22 protein-coding genes and 2 pseudogenes are annotated in these 23,342 nt (G+C 70.5%); 8 read left to right on the top strand and 16 right to left on the bottom strand.

What is annotated here, in order from left to right; all coding sequences use genetic code 11:
• Positions 1–266: pseudogene (locus B8W67_RS20990) on the top strand (protein kinase domain-containing protein); the annotation flags it as partial.
• 18 nt (positions 267–284) lie between these two features.
• Here B8W67_RS20990 and B8W67_RS17440 read toward each other — a convergent pair.
• Genes B8W67_RS17440 through B8W67_RS17430 form a run of 3 tightly spaced genes read right to left on the bottom strand, consistent with a single transcriptional unit; the run spans position 285 to position 3,187 of the window.
• Complete coding sequence (locus B8W67_RS17440; RefSeq protein WP_069393521.1) at positions 285–1,679, bottom strand: class II 3-deoxy-7-phosphoheptulonate synthase; 1,395 nt, start codon at positions 1,677–1,679, stop codon at positions 285–287.
• A 52-nt stretch (positions 1,680–1,731) separates the two neighbouring features.
• Positions 1,732–2,220, bottom strand: coding sequence for a polyadenylate-specific 3'-exoribonuclease AS (locus B8W67_RS17435; RefSeq protein WP_085305320.1), 489 nt, complete (start codon positions 2,218–2,220; stop codon positions 1,732–1,734).
• Positions 2,221–2,227: 7 nt separating this feature from the next.
• On the bottom strand, positions 2,228–3,187 hold the full coding sequence (locus B8W67_RS17430; protein WP_085305318.1) for a hypothetical protein: 960 nt from the start codon (positions 3,185–3,187) through the stop codon (positions 2,228–2,230).
• Positions 3,188–3,288: 101 nt separating this feature from the next.
• Here B8W67_RS17430 and B8W67_RS17425 point away from each other — a divergent pair, with 101 nt between their 5' ends.
• Positions 3,289–4,560: a glycosyltransferase 87 family protein gene (locus B8W67_RS17425; RefSeq protein ID WP_085305316.1), complete on the top strand. Its 1,272-nt coding sequence runs from the start codon at positions 3,289–3,291 to the stop codon at positions 4,558–4,560.
• A gap of 261 nt (positions 4,561–4,821) precedes the next feature.
• On the opposite strand, the gene B8W67_RS17420 is transcribed toward B8W67_RS17425, so the two are convergent.
• From B8W67_RS17420 to B8W67_RS17400, 5 genes are all read right to left on the bottom strand, one after another.
• On the bottom strand, positions 4,822–5,550 hold the full coding sequence (locus B8W67_RS17420; RefSeq protein WP_069393525.1) for a lysophospholipid acyltransferase family protein: 729 nt from the start codon (positions 5,548–5,550) through the stop codon (positions 4,822–4,824).
• A gap of 83 nt (positions 5,551–5,633) precedes the next feature.
• A complete protein-coding gene (locus B8W67_RS17415) occupies positions 5,634–5,987 on the bottom strand; it encodes a hypothetical protein (protein WP_069393553.1) in 354 nt (117 codons plus the stop codon).
• Positions 5,984–7,234, bottom strand: a complete 1,251-nt coding sequence (locus tag B8W67_RS17410; RefSeq protein ID WP_085305313.1) for an ArsA family ATPase — start codon at positions 7,232–7,234, stop codon at positions 5,984–5,986. Before B8W67_RS17410 ends, B8W67_RS17415 begins: the two co-directional genes overlap by 4 nt.
• 4 nt (positions 7,235–7,238) lie before the next feature.
• Positions 7,239–7,685 carry an SRPBCC family protein gene (locus B8W67_RS17405; protein ID WP_085305311.1) on the bottom strand — a complete coding sequence of 149 codons (447 nt, stop codon included), beginning with the start codon at positions 7,683–7,685 and terminating at the stop codon, positions 7,239–7,241.
• Positions 7,686–7,767: 82 nt separating this feature from the next.
• Positions 7,768–8,157, bottom strand: a complete 390-nt coding sequence (locus B8W67_RS17400; RefSeq protein ID WP_069393528.1) for an SRPBCC family protein — start codon at positions 8,155–8,157, stop codon at positions 7,768–7,770.
• Positions 8,158–8,287: 130 nt separating this feature from the next.
• Here B8W67_RS17400 and B8W67_RS17395 point away from each other — a divergent pair, with 130 nt between their 5' ends.
• Positions 8,288–10,123: an AMP-dependent synthetase/ligase gene (locus tag B8W67_RS17395; RefSeq protein ID WP_069393529.1), complete on the top strand. Its 1,836-nt coding sequence runs from the start codon at positions 8,288–8,290 to the stop codon at positions 10,121–10,123.
• Between the two features lie 8 nt (positions 10,124–10,131).
• Here the strand turns inward: B8W67_RS17395 and B8W67_RS17390 are convergent, their stop codons facing one another.
• The 4 genes from B8W67_RS17390 to B8W67_RS17375 form a co-directional block, all read right to left on the bottom strand.
• Positions 10,132–11,265: a glycosyltransferase family 4 protein gene (locus B8W67_RS17390; RefSeq protein ID WP_085305309.1), complete on the bottom strand. Its 1,134-nt coding sequence runs from the start codon at positions 11,263–11,265 to the stop codon at positions 10,132–10,134.
• Between the two features lie 10 nt (positions 11,266–11,275).
• Complete coding sequence (locus B8W67_RS17385) at positions 11,276–12,067, bottom strand: hypothetical protein (protein WP_085305307.1); 792 nt, start codon at positions 12,065–12,067, stop codon at positions 11,276–11,278.
• 19 nt (positions 12,068–12,086) lie between these two features.
• Entirely contained in the window at positions 12,087–13,178 is a 1,092-nt protein-coding gene (gene ripC / locus B8W67_RS17380) for a peptidoglycan hydrolase RipC (protein ID WP_069393531.1), read from the bottom strand.
• A gap of 180 nt (positions 13,179–13,358) precedes the next feature.
• On the bottom strand, positions 13,359–13,553 hold the full coding sequence (locus B8W67_RS17375; RefSeq protein ID WP_069393555.1) for a hypothetical protein: 195 nt from the start codon (positions 13,551–13,553) through the stop codon (positions 13,359–13,361).
• Positions 13,554–13,739: 186 nt separating this feature from the next.
• Here B8W67_RS17375 and B8W67_RS21435 point away from each other — a divergent pair.
• Positions 13,740–15,521: pseudogene (locus B8W67_RS21435) on the top strand (DEDD exonuclease domain-containing protein); the annotation flags it as partial.
• A gap of 36 nt (positions 15,522–15,557) precedes the next feature.
• Here the strand turns inward: B8W67_RS21435 and trpD are convergent.
• Positions 15,558–16,583: an anthranilate phosphoribosyltransferase gene (trpD, locus tag B8W67_RS17365; RefSeq protein WP_234793991.1), complete on the bottom strand. Its 1,026-nt coding sequence runs from the start codon at positions 16,581–16,583 to the stop codon at positions 15,558–15,560.
• 270 nt (positions 16,584–16,853) lie between these two features.
• On the opposite strand from trpD, the gene ctaE reads away from it, so the two are divergent.
• The 4 genes from ctaE to qcrB are packed head-to-tail and all read left to right on the top strand — an operon-like array spanning position 16,854 to position 21,137.
• Positions 16,854–17,465: an aa3-type cytochrome oxidase subunit III gene (ctaE, locus tag B8W67_RS17360; RefSeq protein ID WP_085305303.1), complete on the top strand. Its 612-nt coding sequence runs from the start codon at positions 16,854–16,856 to the stop codon at positions 17,463–17,465.
• Positions 17,462–18,334 carry a cytochrome bc1 complex diheme cytochrome c subunit gene (gene qcrC / locus B8W67_RS17355; protein WP_084229025.1) on the top strand — a complete coding sequence of 291 codons (873 nt, stop codon included), beginning with the start codon at positions 17,462–17,464 and terminating at the stop codon, positions 18,332–18,334. Before ctaE ends, qcrC begins: the two co-directional genes overlap by 4 nt.
• Positions 18,331–19,512 carry a cytochrome bc1 complex Rieske iron-sulfur subunit gene (gene qcrA / locus B8W67_RS17350; RefSeq protein WP_069393533.1) on the top strand — a complete coding sequence of 394 codons (1,182 nt, stop codon included), beginning with the start codon at positions 18,331–18,333 and terminating at the stop codon, positions 19,510–19,512. The genes qcrC and qcrA overlap by 4 nt, the downstream gene beginning before the upstream one ends.
• Positions 19,509–21,137, top strand: coding sequence for a cytochrome bc1 complex cytochrome b subunit (qcrB, locus tag B8W67_RS17345; protein ID WP_069393534.1), 1,629 nt, complete (start codon positions 19,509–19,511; stop codon positions 21,135–21,137). Before qcrA ends, qcrB begins: the two co-directional genes overlap by 4 nt.
• Before the next feature lie 214 nt (positions 21,138–21,351).
• Here qcrB and B8W67_RS17340 read toward each other — a convergent pair whose 3' ends face one another.
• From B8W67_RS17340 to B8W67_RS17330, 3 genes are all read right to left on the bottom strand, one after another.
• On the bottom strand, positions 21,352–22,344 hold the full coding sequence (locus tag B8W67_RS17340; protein WP_069393535.1) for an alpha/beta hydrolase: 993 nt from the start codon (positions 22,342–22,344) through the stop codon (positions 21,352–21,354).
• A complete protein-coding gene (locus B8W67_RS17335) occupies positions 22,341–22,961 on the bottom strand; it encodes a DUF2561 family protein (protein WP_372507481.1) in 621 nt (206 codons plus the stop codon). The genes B8W67_RS17340 and B8W67_RS17335 overlap by 4 nt, the downstream gene beginning before the upstream one ends.
• A partial coding sequence (locus tag B8W67_RS17330) for an MmpS family transport accessory protein (RefSeq protein ID WP_234806809.1) occupies positions 22,961–23,342 on the bottom strand: 382 nt, incomplete at its 5' end. The genes B8W67_RS17330 and B8W67_RS17335, both read right to left, overlap by 1 nt.

Raw genomic sequence — 23,342 nt, 5'->3', positions numbered from 1 at the left:
CCGCGCCTCCGGGCGGCCCCAACCCCACCCGGCAGTTCACCTTCGAGGTGGCCGAGTGGGCCGACGCGGACCCCGAGCCGGAGACGTTCGCCGACGCCGAGCCGGAGGTTGAGCAGTTCGCCGGGATCGCGATGAGCGAATTCGCGTGGCAGCGCCAGCGGTCCCGGCGCCGGGTGCTGATCGCGCTGGCGCTGGTGCTGGCCGCGACCGGGCTGGCCGGGGCCGGCGGCTGGACCCTCGGCACCAACCTGGCGGGGCTGTTGTAGCCCGCCCGCTCCGTGGCGTCAGTCGCGCAGCATCTCGGCGACCAGAAACGCCAACTCCAGCGACTGCTGGGTGTTCAGCCGGGGGTCACACGCGGTCTCGTAGCGACCCGCCAGATCGGTGTCGGAGATGTCCTGGGCCCCGCCGAGGCATTCGGTGACGTCCTCGCCGGTGATCTCGACGTGGATGCCGCCGGGATGGGTGCCGAGTTCGCGGTGCACCTCGAAGAAGCCCTGCACCTCGTCGACGATGCGGTCGAAGTGGCGGGTCTTGTGCCCGGTGGACGCCTCATGGGTGTTGCCGTGCATGGGGTCGCACTGCCAGATCACCTGATGGCCGGTGGCCTGAACCTTCTCGATGATCGGCGGCAGCAGATCGCGCACCTTGCCGTTGCCCATCCGGCTGACCAGCGTCAACCGCCCCGGGGTGTTGTGCGCGTCGAGCCGCTCGACGTACTCCACGGCCAGCTCCGGGGAGGTGGCCGGGCCCAGTTTGATCCCGATCGGGTTGGCGATCACCTCGGCGAACGCCACGTGCGCCCCGTCGAGTTGGCGGGTGCGGTCCCCGATCCACAGGTAGTGCGCCGACAGGTCGAACAGCGCCCGGTCGGCCCCACCCGCGCCGACCTCACCCAACCGCAGCATGGCGCGTTCGTAGTCCAACACCAGCGCCTCGTGGCTGGCGTAGATCTCGGCGGTCTGCAACTCGCGGTCGGCGACCCCGCAGGCGCTCATGAACTTCAGTGCGCGGTCGATCTCGCCGGCCAGCGCCTCGTAGCGGGCACCCGCCGGCGAGGTCCGCACGAACTCGCGGTTCCAGTCGTGCACCAGGTCCAGCGAGGCCAGCCCGGAGGAGGTCAGCGCGCGCACCAGGTTCATCGCGGCGCTGGCGTTGGCGTAGGCGCGGACCAGCCGGGACGGGTCGTGTTCGCGGGCGGCGGCGTCGGCGACCAGGCTGTTGACCATGTCGCCGCGGTAGGAGCGCAGCCCCAGGGCGTCGACGTCGGCGGAGCGCGGTTTGGCGTACTGTCCGGCGATCCGGGCCACCTTGACCACCGGCATCGACGCGCCGTAGGTGAGCACCACCGCCATCTGCAGCAGGGTGCGGATGTTGGCCTTGATGTGCGGTTCGGTGTTGTCGACGAACGTCTCCGCGCAGTCGCCGCCCTGCAGCAAGAACGCCTCACCGCGAGCCACCTGGGCCAGCTGCTCGTGCAGGCGGGTCACCTCGGAGGGCACCGTGATCGGCGGCACGCTCTCGAGCACGGTGCGCATCGCCGCGGCGGAGTCGGCCGGCCAGGTCGGCTGCTGGGCGGCCGGTTTGGCCAGCGCCGCATCCAGCTTCTCACGCTGGTGTTCCGCCAGAGGCGGCAGCGTGGGCAGCTGCTCGATCGGTACGTCAACGGTCCAGTTCACCCGACCATGGTAACCGGGCCACGCGGTGACCCGGTGGGCCGCGGTGGGCGGCTCAGCCCCGGCCCGACTCGGCGATGACCCGGTACCGTCGCAGCTGGTCGCGGGCGTCGACGAGGGCGTCGTGCGCGTCGGGTGACCGCGGCGGCAGCGTCGGCTTGCCGCGGTCCTCCCAGAGTTGGCGCAGTTCGTGGGTGAACCGCGGCATCGACGCCGGCAGCGCCGGCATGGCCCCCCACAATTGGCAGAGCACCACGTGGTCGTAGGCGCCGATCCAGGCCCACAACTCGATCGGCTCGTCGCCGTCGACGCCGAAGAACGCTTCGAGGTCGGTGCGGATCTGGCGCCGGGAGCGCCACACCGTCGCCGCCGGCGACGGCAGCTTCGGCAGCACGTGAGTGCGCACCCAGCGACCGGCGCGCTGCGGGTCGAACTCGGTGGACACCGCGTAGTACTCGCGTCCATCCTCGGCGATCACCCCGATCGAGATCAGCTCGATGGTGTGCCCGTCATCGATGAATTCGGTGTCGTAGAAGTACCTCACGGCCGCATCACCGGGGGTCCTCCCCGGGGGTGCGCAGCCGGGCGATCGGCACCGTCGGGGCCGCTGCGGCCCGGTCGGCCGCCGCCGACGGGGCCCGGGTGGGGCGGATCCGCCGGATCATGATCGGCTCGGTCGGCGCCGAGGCCACCCGGACCTCCCGGTTGACCGCGGCGGTGACGGTGACGTCGTCGTGGACCTGGGGACGCCCGGCGATGGCGTCCTGCAGCCAGAGTTTGGCCCGCACCACCGGCCGGCGCAGCTGCCGTTCCCGCTCCAGGGCGCGGCGCATGGTCTGCGGCCGGCCGTGGTAGCGCCACCGGGCCCACGGGGCGTGCGGCCGGGAGAGCCGGACCGCGCCGATCACCAGCAGCGGAAAGAAGAACATCCCGACCAGGCCGGTCCACACCTTGCCCTTGAACAGCACCACCACCGCCAGCGGCAGCGCCAGCACCAGGCTGGAGAACACCCCGACCTGCACGATCAGCGACGACGTGTCGTGCCACAGCGACAGCAGAAACGTCAGCGGATGAAAACCGAGGACCAGCAGCCCGGTCACCGCGGTGGCGGCGAACACCGCGTCCACCGAGGTGCGCCCGTCCTCCTCCCAGTAGACGTCGGCGAGGTGCAGGATCAGCGCGTATTCGTCGAGCACCAGCGCAGCACCGATCCCGAAGCCGATCGCGGCAACCGAGACCGCCAGCTCGTGGCCGCTGCCGGCGACGACGACCAGCCCGACCCCCGAGACCAGCACCAGCACCACCCCGAACACCACGTGATGGATGTGTTTGGTGCCCAGATGCACGTTGCGCGGCTGCCACCAGCGTGGGCGCGCTCCCGCGGCGTTCTGGTTGCGGATGTAGCGCACGGTGATGCGGGTGATCAGAAAGGTCGCCAGGAACGCGACCAGGCAGCACAGCAACGGCAGGCGGCCACCGTCGACGATGTCCTGGCGAAACCAGTCGAGCATGAGGAAAACGTAGCCCGCCGGACCGGCGGGCCGCAGGCGGCCCGCTCCGGCGCGTCGCCGCACCGACCGGCTGCGCCGACCCCGATAGTGTGTGGGGCACCATGAGCAGACGGCGGTCGCCCGACGGGGGCATGCAGCGCGAGCGGGTGGCGTGGCGGATCTTTCAGGTGATCACCGCGGTGGCGCTGGCCGCGGCGAGTTGGTGGGTGCTGACCCACTGGCCCTACCGCATCGACATCGACGTGTACCGCATGGGCGGGCGGGCCTGGCTGGACGGCCAACCGCTCTACACCGACGGGGTGCTGTTCGCCACCCGCAGCGGACTGAACCTGCCGTTCACCTATCCGCCGCTGGCCGCCATCGTGTTCAGCCCGTTCGCCGTGATGCCGCTGCCGGTGGCGACCGCGGTGATCACCGCGGTGACGCTGGTGTTGTTGATCGTCTCGGTGACGGTGGTGTTGACCAGCCTCGACGTCTGGCCGACGTCGGTGGCGGTGCCGGGACCGGCCTGGTGGCGACGGACGTGGGTGGCCGCGGCGCTGGTCACCCCGACCGTGATCGCCTTCGAACCGATCCGGTCGAACTTCTCGTTCGGCCAGATCAACGTGGTGCTGATGGCGTTGGTGATCGCCGACTGTCTGCCGCGGCGCACGCCGTGGCCGCGCGGGCTGCTGCTGGGGTTCGCGATCGCGCTGAAGCTGACCCCGGCGGTGTTCGTGCTGTTCTTCCTGCTGCGCCGGGACACCCGCGCGATCGCGACGACCGCGGTGTCGCTGGCGGGGGCGACGCTGCTGGCGATGGTGCTGGCCCGCCAGGATTCGCTGGAGTACTGGACGCACACCGTGCGCAACACCGACCGCATCGGTGGGGCCACGTTGAACACCAACCAGAACATCGCCGGGGCGCTGGCCCGGATCGGGTTGAGCGCCGCGGACCGCACCACCGTGTGGCTGATCGGCTCGGTGCTGGTGCTGATACTGGCGCTGGTCGCCGCGCGGCGCGCTCTGCGCGCCGACCAGCCCGCCCTGGGCCTGATCTGCATCGCGTTGTTCGGGCTGGTGGTCTCGCCGGTGTCGTGGTCGCATCACTGGGTGTGGGCGCTGCCGGCGGTGGTGGTCGCCGCGGTGGTGGGCTACCGCCGGCGCAGCGTCACGATGGGGGTGCTCGCGGTGGTGGGCACGGCGATCATGGTGTGCCCGCCGATGCTGGTGCTGCTGCCGGAGAACCACGAGGCCGACGCCGCGTGGTGGCGCCAGGTCGCCGGCCTGGCATACGTGTGGTGGGCGCTGGCGCTGCTGGCGGCCACCGCCGTGCGACCACGACGCTCCGCGGACACCGCACCGGCCGCGGAGCCGGTCCCGGCCGGCACCTGAACACCGCCCGGGGCGGGTTGGCGACCGGGCCGCGGGCCGCACGCCCACCAGACCGCGGGCCGCGCCCCACCAGACCGCGGGCCGCGCCCCACCAGACTCACGTTTCTGCGCGAATTCGGGCGGCGGATTCACGCGGTGGACGCACGCAAACGTGCGGCTCGTGGACCGCCGCACCGTATCGGGGGGCATGCGACGACGATCGGGAGGCCTCAACCGGCCCCAACCGGCTCAGCGGCTCTCAACCGGCCTTTCGGCCGCTCTTCAGCCCGCCATTGTCTCCGAGATGCGCTCGGCGGGGTCCTCTGCCGGCGGCTGTTGGGTGCCGTCCTTGACGCTGGCGGCGTAGATGTCGACGTACTCCTGGCCCGACAGCCCCATCAACTCGTACATGACCTCGTCGATGACGGCCCGTTCGATGAACCGGTTACCGCCGAGCCCTTCGAAGCGGGTGAAGTCCATCGGCTTGCCGAAGCGCACCGTGACCCGGCCGAAATGCCACATCTTGCTGCCCGGGGGGTTGACGACGTCGGTGCCGATCATCGCCACCGGGATCACCGGGATGCCGGTCTCCAACGCCAGCCGTGCCAGCCCGGTCTTGCCCTTGTAGAGCCGACCGTCGGGCGACCGGGTGCCTTCGGGGTACATGCCGAGCAGTTTGCCCTCGTCGAGCAGTCGCTTGGCGGTGTCGAGGGCGGCCTGCGCGGCGTCGGCGTCGGTGCGGTCGATCGGCACCTGGCCGGAGACGCTGTAGAACCAGCGGGTGAACCAGCCCTTGAGCCCGGTGCCGGTGAAGTACTCCGCTTTCGCCAGGAACGTGATCCGCCGACGCACTACCAGGGGCAGGAAGAAACTGTCGGCCACCGCCAGGTGGTTGCTGGCTAAAATCACCGCCCCCGACGCGGGAACATGCTCGAGGCCTTCAACTTTCGGCCGGCCCAGCAAGCTGAGCAATGGGCCCATGAAGATGTACTTGAACAGCCAATACCACATGGACCCTCCTGATCGCCCGTCGACCGATGCCTGTTCCTTCGGGCTAACTTTACTCGCCGAACCGGCGGCGGCCAGCCTCCGGTTTACTCTTCGACCGAAACCGGGATGTGCTCATAGCCGCGCCGGGGCGCATCGGAGCCGCCCGGCCCGCCGTCCGGCGGTGGCGGGTCGGTGGCGGCGTCGGCGTTGTCGATCAGCGCGCGGATCACCGTCAACAGCGCAACACTGTGCTCGCCGATCACCTCCAGCAGGGGATGCTGTTCGCCGTTGATCAGGGCCGCCAGCGCGCACACCGGGCACCACACCTGCTGGCACTTGCCCGGGTCGCTGGCCGCGGCCATCGCCGCCACCGCGCGCAGCCCCGGATCGATACCGTCGAGGATGGAGCGCGCCAGACGGCGCAGTTCGGGCCCCACGTCGGGGTGCGTGCCGGTCACGCTGGCCACACCTCCGGATTCGGTCGGAAACGCACCGTCAGCTCGGTGCCACGCAGGGCGGCGTCGATCACCGTGCAGCGACGCAGCACGGAGGCCAGCCGGACCCGGCGTCGCACACCGCCGGCGCCGATGATCAGGTCATCGTCGACCCTGCCCAACGTCAGCGAACCGGGGTCGACCTGAGGTAACTCTAGTCGCAGGCGGTAGACCGCCTCCAATCCCGATCCCGATTCCCGGTCGACGACCGGCGCCACCGGGCCCGGCAGCGACGACCCGTCCCGCCGGCGTGCGGCGGCCAACAGATCCGCCAGCGACTTCGGCCCGATCGGCTCGCCGGCCAGGTGCGGGGTCAGCACCAGCTGCGCCTCGCCGATCGCGGCGTCGAGGTCGGCGAGCACCATCCGCTGTTCGGCGATCCGCTCGGCGTACCAGTCGAACGCCGGATGGGCCGGCAGGTTGCTGTATTCGTAGGAATTGTCTTGCACCAGAACCTGGTTGACGATCATCTCCGCGACCCGCACGCCCATCAGCGACAACGACCCCAGGGTGCGCACCGCCTCGGCGGCCACCACCCGTTCGGCGGTGAGCACCAGGTGCGCGGCGACCCGCTGCCCGTCGGTGAGCACCGCGGTGAGCCGGTCCACCCCATCGGTGAGGCGCTCGAACACCTCGACCAGCGCCGCTGAAGTGCCGTCGGCGGCGGACAACCGGCGATGCCGCGGCCAAGCCCGCTCCACATACAGCCCGAAGGTTCCGGGCAGGGTCAGCATCCGCAGCGCGTCGGCGGTCGAGGCGCAGTCCACCACGACCCGGTCCCAGCGCCCGCTGTCAGCGAGCACGGCCACCTGGTGCAGGCCGAGCACTTCCTGCACGCCGGGCATCGCCGAGAGTTCCTCCGGCGCGATCTGGCCGAGCTCCGAGTCGGGGAACCGTGCGTCGATCACCTCGACCACCCGGCGCCACTGCGCCTCCAGCAGGCCGAGGGTGTCCAGGGCCAGCGCGTCGAGCGATCCGACGTCGGCGGCGGTGTCGTCGATGACGACCGGGATCGGGTCGGCGCCGCCGGTGGCCACCGGCACACCGAGGACATCGCCGAGCGAGTGGGCCTGGTCGGTGGAGACCAGCAGCACCCGGTCCCCGGCGGCCGCGTCGCGCACGGCGGTCGCCGCCGCCAGGGTGGATTTGCCGACTCCCCCCTTGCCGACGAACAGGCTGATGCGGGCCGGCTCGGGACTTCCGGCGCTCACCGCCTCACTGGTCTGACTCAGCTTCGACTCGTTTCTTCAGGTCCTTCAACGCCGTGTCGGTGAGCCGGCGCTCGGCTTTACGCTTGAGCAAGCCGATCATCGGCACCATCAGGTCCACCGAGAGCTCGTAGGTCACTTCCGTGCCGGATCCCTTCGGCGTCAACAAGTATGCGCCATCGAGGGCTCGCAGCAGGGAACTGGAGACCAGGGTCCAGTGCACCGAACGCCGATCCGACGCCCACTGGTAGGACAACACCATGGTGTCTTTGATGACCGCGGCGTCGAGCTGCAGCCGCGCCGTCTTCGGGTACCCGTCGGCGTCGGCCTCGATCACCTCGGCCTGCTTGTACTCCGAGACCCATTGCGGGTAGGAGCCGATGTCGGCGATGACATCCATCACCGCTTCCGGCTCGGCCTCGATGTAGATGATCTGTGCCGTCTTGTCCGTCACGTCGCTGCTTCCTGCTCCCTGCCTGCGCGTTCCCGCTGTTTTCGTCGCAAACGCTACCCTGCCCGATTCGGCGCCACCCCGGTCAGGCCAGCGGTGCCACACCGATCGGCCGGGCCGACTCCAGGTTCTGTTTGACCTCGAAGGACATCGTCTTGCCCGCCACCCGGCGTCGATGGTTCATCGCGGCCAGGTTCAGCTTGGCCAGCCGGGACGCCGACACCCCGGCCGGCTCGGCGTGCAGGAAATAGTGCAGCAGCACCCCGTCGAGGCACGGCTCCAACCAGATCTCCATGGTGCCCACCAGCGGACCGTGCACCGTCCACCGGACGCCCTTGTCGGCACGGTCTTCGACCACGGTCAGCCGCAGATCCGGCCACCATCGACGCCAACTGGCCGGGTCGCCGACCGCGGCGCCGACCACCGCCGGCGAGGCGGCGATGAATGTCTCGTCGGCGACCTGGATGCTGTTCACCGGTCCAGCTTCACATACCGTGGTCCGACCGTGACACCGACCGTGACACCGACCAAGGTGAACACCGTCACACCGATGCCGACTAGGCTGGCGGCAAGCCGCCCGCCACGATGTTGGAGAGGTCAGCAACGTGCCTGAATTCACCGTCCCGGCGCCGTTCCGCGTCGACGAGCACGACAACATTGCCGCCGCAGTCTTCGAGCACGAACGCACCGACCCCGGCTATGTGTTCTTCCAGCGCCTGGTCGACGGCTCCTGGACCGATGTGACGTGTGCGGACGCGGTCACGCAGATCCGGGCGCTCGCGCGCGGCCTGATCGGCTTGGAGGTGCGGCCCGGCGACCGGGTGGCGGTGCTGTCGGCCACCCGCTACGAGTGGGCGGTGCTCGACCTGGCGATCCTGGCGATCGGCGCGGTGACGGTGCCGATCTATGAGACCTCCTCGGCCGAACAGGTGCGCTGGGTGCTGCAGGACTCCGGTGCGGTGGTGGCGATCGTCGAGACCGACACCCATGCCGACACCGTCGCCGAGCTGGCCGACACGCTGCCGGAGTTGCGGCAGGTACTGGTGATCGACGGCTCCCCCGGCGCCGTCGAGCAGCTCACCGCCGCCGGCGAGAAGATCGAGGACGGTGCGGTCGCCGAGCGCAACGACGCGGTGCGCTCCGATGCCCCGGCCACGTTGATCTACACCTCCGGAACCACCGGTCGCCCCAAGGGATGTCAGCTCACCCACGCCAACCTGCTCTACGAGGCGCGCGGTGCCAGTGAAGTGCTGCCGACGTTGCTGCGTCCGGGTGAGCGGTTGCTGACCTTCCTGCCGCTGGCGCACGTGCTGGCCCGCGCCATCACGTTGGCCTGTGTCGCCAGCAAGGTCACCGTCGGGTTCACCAGCGACATCAAGAACCTGGTGCCGATGTTCGCCGCGTTCAAGCCGACCGTGGTGGTGTCGGTGCCGCGGGTGTTCGAGAAGGTGTACAACACCGCCGCCCAGAACGCCGCCGACGACGGCAAGGGCCGCATCTTCACCATGGCCGCCGAGACCGCGGTGGCCTGGAGCAAGGCCCACGACGAGGGCGGGCCGGGACTGTGGCTGCGCGCCAAGCACGCCGTGTTCGACAAGCTCGTCTACCACAAGCTGCGCAGCGCCCTGGGCGGCGACTGTCGTGCCTCGATCTCCGGCGGCGGGCCGCTGGGCAAGTGGCTGGGGCACTTCTACCGGGGTGTGGGCCTGACCATCTACGAAGGCTACGGGCTGACCGAGACCAGCGCGGCGATCACCGTCAACCAAATCGACGCGTTCAAGATCGGTACCGTTGGAAAGTTGTTGCCGGGCAACAGCATGCGCATCTCAGAGGACGGTGAGTTGCTGGTGCGCGGCGGGGTGGTGTTCGACGGCTACTGGAAGAACGACGAGGCCACCGCCGATGCCATCGTCGACGGTTGGTTCAAAACCGGGGATCTCGGCGCGGTCGACGACGAAGGATTCCTGACGATCACCGGCCGCAAAAAAGAGATCATCGTCACCGCCGGCGGCAAGAACGTGGCGCCCGCGGTGCTCGAGGACCAGTTGCGTTCGCATCCGCTGATCAGTCAGGCGATGGCCGTCGGAGACGCCAAACCGTTCATCGGGGCGTTGGTCACCATCGACCCGGAGGCGTTCACCGGCTGGAAACAGCGCAACGGCAAGGACGCCGACGCCTCGGTCGGCGACCTCGCGGAGGACCCCGATCTGACCAGTGAGGTCGACACCGCGATCAAACAGGCCAATCTGGCGGTCTCCCACGCGGAATCGATCCGCAAGTTCCGAATCCTTCCGGTCGACTTCACCGAGGAGACCGGTGAGCTCACCCCGACGATGAAGCTGAAACGCAACGTGGTGCTGGAGAAGTTCGCCGACGACGTCGCCGCGATCTACGGCGAGACGGTCACCCCCGGCGAAACCCGTCGGCGCGGGAAGCACTGAGCCACCACTCAGCCCGCCAACAGCTCGGAGAGCCTGGCGGTGAGCGCATCCCAACGCCAGGTGTCACGCGCCCACGCCCGCCCGGCGGCTCCCATCGCGGCGGCTCGGCCGGGATTGGCCAGCAGATCACCGACGGCCGCGCCGATCTGGTCCACCGAGCGTCCGTCGACGATCAACCCGGTTGTTTTGTGCTGCACCGTTTCCGGGGCTCCACCGGAATCTCCGGCCACCACCGCGACACCACTGGCTGATGCCTCCAGGAACACGATGCCCAGCCCCTCGACGTCGAGGCCCGCGCCGCGGGTGCGGCACGGCATCGCGAACACGTCGGCCATGGCGTGGTGGGTGGGCAGTTCGGCCCACGGAACTCCGCCGGTGAACACCACCGAATCGCTCACCCCGACCTGCTCAGCCAACCGCTGCAGCGTCGCGCGGTACGGCCCGCCGCCGACGATCACCAGCGCGGCTCCGTCGACGCGCGCACCGATCTGCGGCCAGGCCCGGATCAGCATGTCCTGGCCCTTGCGCGGCACCAGCCGCGACAGGCACACCACGACCGGACGTTGTCCCAGCCGGTAGCGGGCGCGCAACGCGTCCCGTCCGGCCGGGTCGGGAGCGAACCGGCCGGTGTCGACGCCGGGCGGAAGATGCTCCAGCGCGGCGTCGGGACCGAACGCGCTGGCGAAGCGGCCGCGGGTGTAGTGGCTGACGAACGTGACCACGTCGGCGTGGTCACCGATGCGCCGCAGCACCGACCGGGCGGCGGGCAGCATCGACCATCCGACCTCGTGGCCGTGGGTGCTGGCCACCACCCTGCTCGCCCCGGCCCGCCGCGCGGCCGGAGCCAGCAGGCCCAGCGGGGCCGCGGCCCCGAACCACACGGTGTCGATCGCGTGCTCGGCGATGAGCCGACTCATCCGGTCCGCTACCCGCGGTGTAGGCAGCATCAGGGTCCCCGGGTGACGTACCACCCGGTACCCGGCGTCGGTGTCGAACCCGTGGGCGCCCTTCCAGCGCGGGGCGTAGACGGTCACCTCGTCGAGACCGGCGCTGACCAGTCGGACCACGAATTCCTGCAGATAGGACTGGATACCGCCGGGTCTGGGCGGAAAGTCATTGGTTACCAGCAGCACCCGGGTCACAGCGGTCAGGCTAACGTGGCGGACGGGTCGGGTTCGCCGCACCCGCCGGTTGGCCGCCCCACTGCCGCCATGCGGCGAGAACGACCGGCAGCCCGGCCCCGAGCGTGCGCCGTACGGCGCGGTCCACACCTGTGTGGTCGACCCCGCAGGCGTCGCGATACAGCGCCCGCAGCCGCTGCGGGCCGTAGCGTTCGGCGACGAACCGGGCGAACCACCAGGCCCGGTCGTAGGCTCCGGCACGGTCCGGCCCGTCGAGATCGGCGTCGGTGGGTAGGCGCAGCACCGCAGCGTCCGGTACCGGTGTGGCCGGGCGGGCCACGTAGTCGGCCACCCCTTCGGTGAGCCAGCGGGGCGCGTCGAGGGCGGTGGCCGCGCGGGTCGCGTAGTGGAACAACTCGTGGGTCAGCACTATCTGCAGCGCGCCCGCACTGAGCCGCGCCGCGCCCGGCGCCAGCACGATGCGCTGCCCGGCGACATGGCCCCGCGACGGGTCGACGGCGGCGGCGACGGTGACCGCGGCGGTATCGGCGCTGACCGGGACGCCGGCGGCGGCGGCGAATTCCGCACCGGTCGCGGTGAGCTGCACCCGGATCCGCTCGGGCCAGTCGGTGCCCCAGAACTGCTGTACCGCGGCGATCGCGGTGTCCATGCTCGCGCGCACCCGCGCGGCCAGGCCGGAGGTGTCGTCGGGGGCCCCCGTGATGGTGAGGGTGCGTGGCGAGGCGGGCGCGACCGGCCGGTCGGCGCGGCCGATCATGGCCGACCCGGCGATCAACTCGGTCAGCAGCACCGCGGCCAGCAGCGCCGCGGCCAGCCGCCGATCAGTAACGGCGGGCGTTGTAGATCGGGCCCGACGCGGTCATCGGCACCACCGCGACCGGAACTCCGTAGGTGGAGGCGTGCACGATCATCCCGTCGCCGATGTAGAGGCCGACGTGTGAGGCATCGGAGTAGAAGCTGAGCACGTCACCGGGCTGCAACTCCGACAGCGAGACCGGCTGGCCGCCGGCGGCCATCGCGTAACTGGAATGCGGCAGGGCGATGCCCGCCTGCTGGAAGGCCCACATCACCAGCCCGGAGCAGTCGAAGGCGCCGGGGCCCGAGCCGCCCCACGAGTACGGCGAACCCACGCGGGTGAGCGCGGCCTGCACGGCCACCGCGCCGGCGCCCGAACCGCCGCCGGGACCGGGGATCAGCGCGTCCGGTGGCCCGCCGGGCAGCGCCTCGGGTGCCGGCAGCGCCTCCGGCGGCGGCCCGACGTCGGCCATCGCGGTGCGCTGCACCGGGCTCAGCGCCAGGTACTGGGCTTTGACGATCGCGATCTGGGTCCGCAGTTCCCGTGCCTTGGACTGCAGGCCGGTGCGCACCTCGGCGGCCTCGTCGGCGGCGGCCTTGGCCTCCGCGGCCGAGGCGGCCGAGGCCTCTTCGGCCTTGTCGGCGCGTGCCCCGGCCTCCCGGAAGCCCGTCATCTGGGTTTCCATCTCGGTGCCCATCACCTGCTGGACGGAGAGTTTGTCGATCATCGACTGCGGGGAGCTGGCGGTCAAGATCGCGTCGAGACCGTCGGTGTGCCCGCCCATGTACATGGCGACGGCGAATCCGTCGACCGCCTCCTGGTAGCCGGTGAGCTGGTTGCGCGCCGACTCGGCGGCGGCGAGGTCTTTGTCGTGCTGCTCCTCGGCGTCCTGCTGGGCGGCGAGCTTCTCGTCGAGGTCGATCTGGGCGGCGTGCATCGCTTCGGTGGTTTGTTCGGCCTGCCGGGACAGCTCGTTGAGCTTGGTCAACGCGTCGTCAGCGGGGTCGGCGCCCACGCCGGCCGCCACCGCTCCGGATGCCACCGTCAGACCGGCTACGGTCGCGATGAGGGGTCGCCTGATTCCGCGCAAGGTCCGGTGCATCCAGTCCAGCCTCAAGATGTACTTCCTCACACTGCTGTCAATCCATGCCGCCGACGCCGGACTCACCCAGCCGAGTCGTGCATGTGCCGTCGATCGAACTCAGGTCACGAATAGGTTACGAAACGGTATCGGTCCTGTCCAGCAGGGCGGGCAACTTTACCAAGCACCCCGAGCTGAACCGGGTCCCACGCCGGTTCAGGCTACCCCAGATGCGCGCTGATCCCGAATAGGCACCAGCCGCAGGCGCGGCGCCATGCCGGCCTCGGCGAGCACCGCCAGCGCCGCCCGCTCGTCGTCGAGCAGCGTCTGCGGCTCACCGAGCAACACACTGACCACGCAGTCGCGACATGCGAGGCCGCGCACCGCGCAGTCGTCGCAGTCGATCACCATCGGGTCGCCCGGCGGCGCACCCGCCGCGGCGGGCAGGTCGGCGGCGGTCTCCTCGGTGAACCGGTCCTCGGCCACGATCGTGTCCTTTCTGCAGGTGAACAACGTGTTGCGGACGTTAGCGCCGCCCTCTGACATTTAGCCTCATCGATCGGGCCCAGACCACCGGAGCGCGGTGGGCCCACCGGGGTGTCGGGGGCCGCGCCTACCGTCGACGCTGTGGGTGCCGACGACGCCGAACAGCTCAGCCTGCCCGGCGTGGGCACGCCGGGCACCCTGGGCGCCGTCTCGGCCGCCGAGGCGCTCGATGAGCAACCGCTGGCCGCGACCACTTTCGTCGTCGTCGACCTGGAGACCACCGGCGGTGCGGGCTCGGATGCGATCACCGAGGTCGGCGCGGTCAAGGTGCGCGGCGGGCGGGTGCTCGGCGAGTTCGCCACCTTGGTCGACCCGCGCCGAGGCATCCCGCCGCGCATCGCCGAGCTGACCGGGATCACCACCGCGATGGTGCGCGACGCCCCGCCGATCGAGGTGGTGCTGCCGATGCTGTGGGAGTTCGCCGGGTTCGGCGGGTCCGACACGGACACCGTGCTGGTCGCCCACAACGCCGGCTTCGACGTGGGATTCCTGCGCAGCGCCGCGGAGCGCTGCGCCCAGCCCTGGCCGAACCCGCCGGTGCTGTGCACCGTCCGGCTGGCGCGCCGCATCCTCCCCCGCGACGAGGCGCCCAGTGTGCGGTTGGCCGCGCTGGCCCGACTGTTCGGGGTGAGCAACCAACCCACCCACCGCGCCCTCGACGACGCCCGGGCGACCGTGGAGGTGCTGCACGGCCTGATCGAGCGGGTCGGCAACCAGGGCGTGCGCACCTACGGCGACCTGCGCGGCTACCGGTCGACGGTCACCGCGGCGCAGCGGCGTAAACGCGTGCTCGCCGCGCACCTGCCCCCGGACCCGGGGGTGTATCTGTTCCGGGCCGCCTCCGGGGAGGTCCTCTATATCGGGACCGCCACCAACCTGCGGCGCCGGGTCGGCCAGTACTTCACCGGGGCCGACCCGCGTGTCCGGATGACCGAGATGGTCAGGCTGGCCGACCGGGTCGACCATGTCGCGTGCGCCCACCGGCTGGAGGCCGGGGTCGCCGAGCTGCGGCTGCTGGCCGCTCACGCCCCGCCGTATAACCGTCGGTCGAAGTTCCCTCGGCGCTGGTGGTGGCTGGTGCTGTCCGCCGAGCCGTTTCCGCGACTGTCGGCGGTGCGTGCCCCGCACCATGACCGCGCGGTGGGGCCGTTCCGGTCCCGGGTCGAGGCGCTGGCCACCGCGGAGCTGCTGGCGCAGCTGACCGGGTTGCGCACCTGCACCCGCCGGCTCGCCCGCAGCGCCGTGCACCACTGCCCGCCGCACGAGCTGGCCGGTTGCCCCACCCCCGACGGCACCGACCGGGTCGGCTACGCCGCGGCGGTGCAGCGCGCCGCCGCCCTCATCGACGGCGCCGACGACGCCGCGCTGGCGGCCGGGGTGGCCCAGGTCGAGTCCCTCGCCGCCGGGCACCGCTACGAGCGGGCCGCCCGGCTGCGCGATCGGCTGGCCACCGCGGTGGAGATGCTCGACCGCGGTCAGCGGCTGCGCGCCCTCGCGGCGGTACCGGAGATGGTGGCCGCCGCACCCGACGGCGCCGGCGGCTGGCATCTCGCGGTCATCCGGTACGGCCGGCTCGCCGCCGCCGGCTCCGCCCCGCGCGGGGTGCCGCCGTTGCCGGTGGTCGATGCCCTGCGGGCAGCCGCCCAGACGGTGCTGGTCGAGGCGGCCCCGCTGGGCGGGGCGCTGGTCGAGGAGACCGCGCTGATCGTCCGCTGGCTCAGCGCCCCCGGGGTGCGGCTGGTCCGGGTGGACGGCGACCAGGGGTGGTCCGCGCCGCGGGCGGGCGCGGGCCGGTGGTCGGCGTGGGCGGCCACCGCCCGGTCGGCTCGGCTCGCCGCCGAGCAGGCCCCCGCCCGGGCCGGCGGCTCCTCAGAGCTGCTGACCGAACCGCACCCAACGCGCGAGCAACTGTTCGGCCGCGCCGGTGTCGATCGCCGCGGCCGCGCGGCTCAGCCCGTCCTCCCAGGCCGGCAGCCACTCCGCGGCGCTGACCAGTCCGGCGTGGGCGACCATCGCCCCGGCGGCGTTGAGGATGACCGCGTCGCGCACCGGACCCGCCACACCGGCTAACACCGCGCGTGCCTCGGCGGCGTTGGTCTCGGCGTCACCGCCGAGCAGCTGCTCGAGTTCGGCGCGGGGAAACCCGAACCCGGCCGGATCGAACGTCACCTTCTCCACCGTCCCGGCCTGCACCCGCCAGATGGTGCTGGTCGTCGTGGTGGTCAGCTCGTCGAGTCCGTCGTCGCCGTGCACCACCAGCACACTGCAGCGGCGGGCGGCGAACACCCCGGCCATCACCGGCGCCAGCTCGGCGAACGCGCAGCCGATCAGGCCGGCCCGGGGGCGAGCCGGATTGGTCAACGGGCCCAACAGGTTGAACACCGTGGGCACCCCGATCTCCCGGCGCGGCGCGGAGGCATGCCGGTAGGACGGCTGGAACTGGGGGGCGAAACAGAACCCGATGCCCACCTCGGCGACGCTGCGCGCCACCTGGTCGGGCTGCAGATCGATGCGCACCCCGAGCGCCTCGAGGGTGTCGGCCCCGCCGGAGAGCGAGGACGCGGCCCGGTTGCCGTGCTTGACCACCGGGATGCCGGCCGCGGCGACGACGATCGCCGCCATCGTCGACAGGTTGACGGTGCTGACCCCGTCACCGCCGGTGCCGACGACGTCGACGGTGTCGGCGCCGACCGCCTCCGCCGGCATCCGCCGGGCATGGGCGAGCATCACGTCGGCGAGCTCGGCGACCTCCCCCGAGGTCGGCCCTTTCATCTTCATCGACACCCCGAACGCCGCGATCTGCGCGGGGGTGGCCGCGCCGGTCATGATCTGTTCCATCACCCAGCCGGCCTGCCCGCGCACCAGATCCACACCGGTGGTGGTGCGCCCCAGGATCTGCGCCCACGACGGGTCGGCGCCGGTGTCACCGGCTGACGACGGGGGCTGGGACGGAGACGGGGCCGGATGCGGGGACGGGGCGGTCACGGCCCCGATCGTCGCACGGCCGCACCGCCGCCCCCAAAGCGTGCACCGCGCCGCCGTCACCGGCGCTTCCGACGGCAATGCGCTGAAAATCGCCTGAAAACCTGCCGAACGCGACACGTTTGTGACCAATTCGGCGACCCGGGTGGAGTTTGACAACTACATAGCGTCATACTTGCGGATGTGACGAGCGCTGTTGGGACTTCAGGTACTGCCATCACATCGCGCGTGCACTCACTGAACCGGCCGAACATGGTCAGTGTGGGCACCATTGTCTGGCTGTCCAGTGAGTTGATGTTCTTTGCCGGGCTGTTCGCGATGTACTTCACCGCGCGCGCCCAGGGCGGTCACCAGTGGCCGCCGCCGCCCACCGAACTGAACCTGGCCCAGGCCGTCCCGGTCACCCTCGTGCTGATCGCCTCGTCGTTCACCTGCCAGATGGGCGTGTTCGCCGCCGAACGCGGCGACGTGTTCGGACTGCGCCGCTGGTACACCATCACGTTCCTGATGGGGGCCTTCTTCGTCGCCGGCCAGGGCTACGAGTACTACCACCTGGTCGCCCACGGCACCACGATCTCCTCGAGCGCCTACGGCAGCGTCTTCTACATCACCACCGGCTTCCACGGCCTGCACGTCATCGGTGGTCTGGTCGCGTTCCTGTTCCTGCTGGCCCGGACCCGGATGAGCAAGTTCACCCCGGCGCAGGCCACCGCGGGCATCGTGGTCTCCTACTACTGGCACTTCGTGGACATCGTGTGGATCGCGCTGTTCGCCACTATCTACTTCATCCGATGAGCAGCAGCCCCCCGACGAACAGGAGTGTTCGGTTGAAGACACCGCGTATCACCGGATCGGGGATCTCCGATCGTTCTCGACGTCGCCTGCGCCGACGCCTGTCCGCAGCGGTGCTGCTGGCGATGGCGCTGACCTTCGCCGGCGGGTTGGCGGCGTTGCTGACCCCCACCCCGCAGGTCGCCGTCGCCGACGAGGACTCCTCGGCGCTGCTGCGTAAGGGCAAGGAACTGTTCGAGACCTCCTGCGTGTCCTGCCACGGCGCCAACCTGCAGGGTGTGGAGGGCCGCGGGCCGAGCCTGATCGGGGTCGGCGAGGCCGCCACCTACTTCCAGGTCTCGACCGGCCGGATGCCGGCGGTGCGCGGGGAGGCGCAGGCGCCCCGCAAGGACCCGTTCTTCGACACCGACCAGACCGACGCGATCAGCGCCTACATCGCCGCCAACGGCGGTGGCCCGGCGCTGGTGCGCGACGCCGACGGCAGCATCGCCCAGGCCTCGCTGCGCGGCAACGACGTCGGCCGCGGTGGTGACCTGTTCCGGCTGAACTGCGCCTCCTGCCACAACTTCACCGGCAAGGGTGGCGCGCTGTCGTCCGGCAAGTACGCCCCGGACCTCGGGGACTCCAGCGAGCAGCAGATCCTCGCCGCGATGCTCTCCGGGCCGCAGAACATGCCGAAATTCTCCGACCGGCAGATCCCCTTCGACGAGAAGCGCGACATCATCGCCTACATCAAGTCGGTGACCGAGGAGTCCAACCCCGGCGGGGTCGGCTTGGGCGGCTTCGGTCCGGCACCGGAGGGCATGGTGATGTGGATCGTCGGAATGGTCGCCGTCATCGGCGTCGCAATGTGGATCGGGGCACGAGCATGACCGAACGCAACGACAACGTCGAGCACCCCACCGACGCCGAGTTGGCCGCGATGTCGCGGGAGGAACTCGTCGAACTCGGTGGCCGCCTCGACGGTGTGGAGACCGTCTTCAAAGAGCCGCGCTGGCAGGTCGAGGGCACCCGCGCCGAGAAGCGGGCCGAGCGCCAGGTGGCGCTGTGGTTCCTGCTGGCCGGGGCCGCCGGGCTGGCGCTGCTGGTCATCTTCTTGTTCTGGCCGTGGGAGTACAAGGCCCAGGGCGAGGACGGCAGCTTCCTCTACACCATCACCACCCCGCTGTACGGGTTGACCTTCGGGCTCTCGGTGCTCGCCCTGGGCATCGGCGCGGTGCTGTTCCAGAAGAAGTTCATCCCGGAGGAGATCTCGATCCAGGAGCGCCACGACGGCGCCGGGGAGGGCTCGGCGGAGATCGACCGCAAGACGGTCGCCGCGAACCTCACCGACGCCCTGGAGGGCTCCACGATCCGCCGACGCAAGCTGCTGGGGCTGTCGATGGGCATCGGGGCCGGCGCGTTCGGGCTGGCCACCGCGGTGGCCGGTCTCGGCGGACTCATCAAGAACCCGTGGAAGCCGGTGGTCAAGACCGCCGACGGACTCAAGCCGGTGCTGCTGACCTCCGGCTGGACCCCGCGCCGGCCGGGCGAGACCATCTACCTGACCCGCTCGACCGGCACCCACGGTGCCGGGGCTTTCGTCAAGATGCGCCCGGAGGACATCGACGCCGGCGGGATGGAGACCGTCTTCCCGTGGCGGGAGAGCGACGGCGACGGCACCACCGAGGAGTCGCGCGAAAAGCTGCACGCGATCACCATGGGGGTGCGCAACCCGGTCATGTTGATCCGGATCAAGCCCAACGACATGAAGCGGGTCACCTATCGCAAGGGGCAGGAGAGCTTCAACTTCGGCACCCTGTTCGCCTACACCAAGATCTGCTCACACCTGGGCTGCCCGTCCTCGCTGTATGAGCAGCAGACCTACCGGATTCTCTGTCCGTGCCACCAGTCGCAGTTCGACGCGTTGCACTTCGCGAAACCGGTGTTCGGCCCGGCGGCCCGCGCCCTGGCGCAGCTGCCGATCACCATCGACAAAAACGGGTTTCTGGTCGCCAACGGTGACTTCGTCGAGCCCGTCGGTCCGGCATTCTGGGAGCGCACCTCATGAGTTCCACCAGTACCTCCAAGATCGGCTCCCTGCTGGCCGCCCAGGGGCACGCCGCCGACGTCCGCTACCACCCGTCGGGAGCGCTGCGCCGCCAGCTCAACAAGGTCTTCCCGACGCACTGGTCGTTCCTGCTCGGTGAGATCGCGCTGTACAGCTTCGTCATCCTGCTGATCACCGGGGTGTATCTGACGCTGTTCTTCGACCCGTCGATGGCCGAGGTGGTCTACAACGGCTCCTACCAGCCGCTGCGCGGGGTGCAGATGTCGCGGGCGTATGAGACCGCGCTCAACATCTCCTTCGAGGTGCGTGGCGGGCTGTTCGTCCGCCAGGTCCACCACTGGGCGGCGCTGATGTTCGCCGCGGCGATCATGGTCCACCTCGCTCGGGTGTTCTTCACCGGCGCCTTCCGCCGCCCGCGCGAGGCCAACTGGGTGATCGGTTCGCTGCTGCTGATCCTGGCGATGTTCGAGGGCTACTTCGGCTACTCGCTGCCCGATGACCTGCTGTCGGGTATCGGGCTGCGTGCGGCGCTGTCGTCGATCACGCTGGGGATGCCGGTGATCGGCACCTGGTTGCACTGGGCGCTGTTCGGCGGTGACTTCCCCGGCGACATCATCATCCCGCGGCTCTACGCGCTGCACATCCTGCTGATCCCGGGCATCATCCTGGCGTTGATCGGGGTGCACCTGGCGCTGGTGTGGTTCCAGAAGCACACCCAGTTCCCCGGGCCTGGGCGTACCGAACGCAACGTGGTCGGTGTGCGGGTGATGCCGGTGTTCGCGATCAAATCCGGTGCGTTCTTCGCGATGACCGCCGGTGTGCTCGGCCTGATGGGCGGGTTGATGCAGATCAACGCGATCTGGAACCTGGGGCCCTACAAGCCGTCGCAGATCTCGGCGGGTAGCCAGCCGGACTTCTACATGATGTGGACCGAGGGCATGGCCCGTCTGGTGCCGGCGTGGGAGATCTACATCGGGCCCTACACCATCCCCGGATCGGTCTGGGTGGCGTTGATCATGGGTGTGATCTTCGTGCTGCTGGCGATCTACCCGTTCCTGGAGCGCCGCTTCAGCGGCGACGCCGCGCACCACAACCTGCTGCAGCGGCCGCGGGACGTTCCGGTGCGCACCGGCCTGGGTGTCATGGCGATCACCTTCTACATGATCCTGACGCTCGCGGCGATGAACGACATCATCGCGTGGAAGTTCCACATCTCGCTGAACGCCACCACCTGGATCGGGCGCATCGGCATGGTGGTGCTGCCGCCGATCATGTTCTTCGCCGCCTACCGCTGGTGTGTCGGGCTGCAGCGCAGCGACCGCGCGGTGCTCGAGCACGGTGTGGAGACCGGCATCATCAAGCGTCTGCCGCACGGTGCCTACGTCGAGATGCACCAGCCGCTGGGGCCGGTCGACGAGCACGGGCACCCGATCCCGCTGGAGTACCAGGGCGCCCCGGTGCCCAAGAGGATGAACAAGCTCGGCTCGGCCGGCTCCCCCGGCACCGGCAGCTTCCTGTTCGCCGACCCGGTCAGCGAGGACACCGCGCTGCGCGAGGCCGAGCACGCCTCCGAGCAGCGGGCTCTCACCGCCCTGCGCGATCACCAGGACGACGACGAGGAGTGACCCGGCGGGCCCCGGGCTGGCGGGCTGATGCCCCGCAGCTGCGCTCCGGCTGACGGGGTGCCCGCACCGGGCTAACCAGGGTGTTGCGCAACGGGGTTTGTGCAACCAGGGCGGCGAAACGGCGATGCCGACCGCCCTGAGTGCACAAACCTTTCGCGGGACCTCACGGGACTCACGCCGCTGGGCTCGCGCTCGCCCGTTAGGCGCTCCCCCGTTAAGCGGCGGCGTGGGCGACGGCGAGCCGTTCGGCGACGAACTGGGCGATGTGGTCGAAGGCGACCTTGCTCTCCGGCAGGAACGGGAAGAGCGCGGGGAAGGCGTGCACCTGCCGCGGCCACACCTTCAACACGCAGACCCGCCCGGCGTCGATGAGCGCGGTGTACATGCGTTCGGCGTCGCAGCGCAGTGTCTCACTGTCGGCGGCGATGATCAGCGACGGCGGAAACGCACTCAGATCGCCGTTGACCGGCGACGGGTCGGCCACACCGTCGAGGACCCGCGCGTGCTCCATGATCAACGGCAGCGCCGCCGCCCGGATCAGCGGGTCCAGCGCCGAGTTCGGGTGGGTGTCACGAACAGCGCAGTCGATGTCGAGCAGCGGCGAAATCCCCACCACCCCCGCCGGTGTCGGCAGCGACTGTTGTTGGGCGGCAAGGACGGTGGCGAACGCCAGAAAACCGCCGGCGGAGTCCCCGGCAAGCACCACGGTCTGCGGGTCGGTGCCCTGCGCCAGCAGCCATCGGTAGGCGGCCAGACAGTCCGCGACCGAACCGTCCACCCGCACGTCGGGGTATTGCCGGTATTCGACGTGGACGACCGGCAGCCCGGTGCGTCGCGACAGGATCGCCATCACGTGCAGATGCGAATCCAGCCCGCCGACAAAGAACCCCCCGCCGTGGAAGTACAGGATCGCGCCGTCACGCAGCCCGGCGCTGCAGCCGGGGGCCCGGACCATCTCCACCACCACCCCGTCGACGATGTCGCGGGTGATGTCGAGGCGCCGCGCGTAGGGGCGGCGCCGTTGAGCGCGCGACAGGTTGCGGATCCAGCGTCCCGCGGTGACCATCCGGTCCCCCATCGCCGCGGACTCGCCGTCGCGCAGATAGCGGTAGAGCACCGGCGCGACCATCCGGTGGACGGCGGCATAGCAGGCCCGCGCCCGCCAACTCGGCAGTGAGGTCGACAGGGCTCCCGGCGGCAGGCTCATCGTCGTGCGTTCCTCTCCCGGGCCAAAAGCCCGTGCAGTTGCCGTAGATACAGCCAGGGGATCACCGGCATCGCCACGGTGATCAGCGCCGCCACCCCGTAGCTGCCCCACGACAGGGCGTCACGGCCCACCGCCATCAGGTTGGTGGCGATGGCAACCGCGATCAACGCCACCCCCATCGCGATCGCCAACAGCACCGAACCGCGCAGCCAGACCCGTTCGGCGGGGCTGGAGGCGGCCGGGTCGAACACCCGGAGTTTCTCGGTGATCGCCGATCCGCCGGCCGCCTGGCCGGAGGCCACCGGCGGGGCACCGGCGACCCGGCGGCGCACCGGCGGCGGGGGCGCAGCGCCCTGGCGGGCCCGCAGCAGCACCGGGATCGCCGCGAGGATCACCAGCGCGGAGACGACGGCGACGATGTACAGCGCCCACGGGGTGTGGCTGCTGCGGGTCACCTCACCGTGGCCACCGGTGCCGAGGTTGATCAGCGCGACGACGGCGGCCACCCCGGTGCCCAAGAGGACAAGCCAGATGACCGCGCAGACCCCGATCAGGATGCGGTCGGCGTCGGCAGGCGACCCGACGACCCGGGCGCGCACAGAATTCCATCTATTCATCAGCAACTCGTTTGCGGTGCGTTGTTGGTGTTCGAGGACAACACGGTCCCATCGTTGGCGGTGATCGAGCAGTTGAGCCTACTGACCCTGAACAGGCTGGACGCCTCCACCGACCCGACCTCCGAGGCGGAGATCGGTGTGACCGTGATCGACCACGGGATGTAGACGTTGCGCTGGGTGCGTCGGCGCCCGGAGGCGTCGATGTAGGTCACCGAGATGATGTCGCCGGGCGATTTGGTGCCGGTGACCGAGTAGGTGACCTGCCGGGGGCCCGGCGGCTTGGTCGTTGTGGTGGTCGTGGGCGTCGGCGTGGTGGTCTCCGGGGGTTCGGTGGTCTCCTCCGGCGTCTCCTCCGGTTCCGGCGGCGGTGGCGGGGGCGGC

Source organism: Mycolicibacillus koreensis, from assembly GCF_002104795.1.
GTDB classification, from domain to species: domain Bacteria; phylum Actinomycetota; class Actinomycetes; order Mycobacteriales; family Mycobacteriaceae; genus Mycobacterium; species Mycobacterium koreense.
This window is presented reverse-complemented; position numbering and strand designations above follow the sequence as displayed.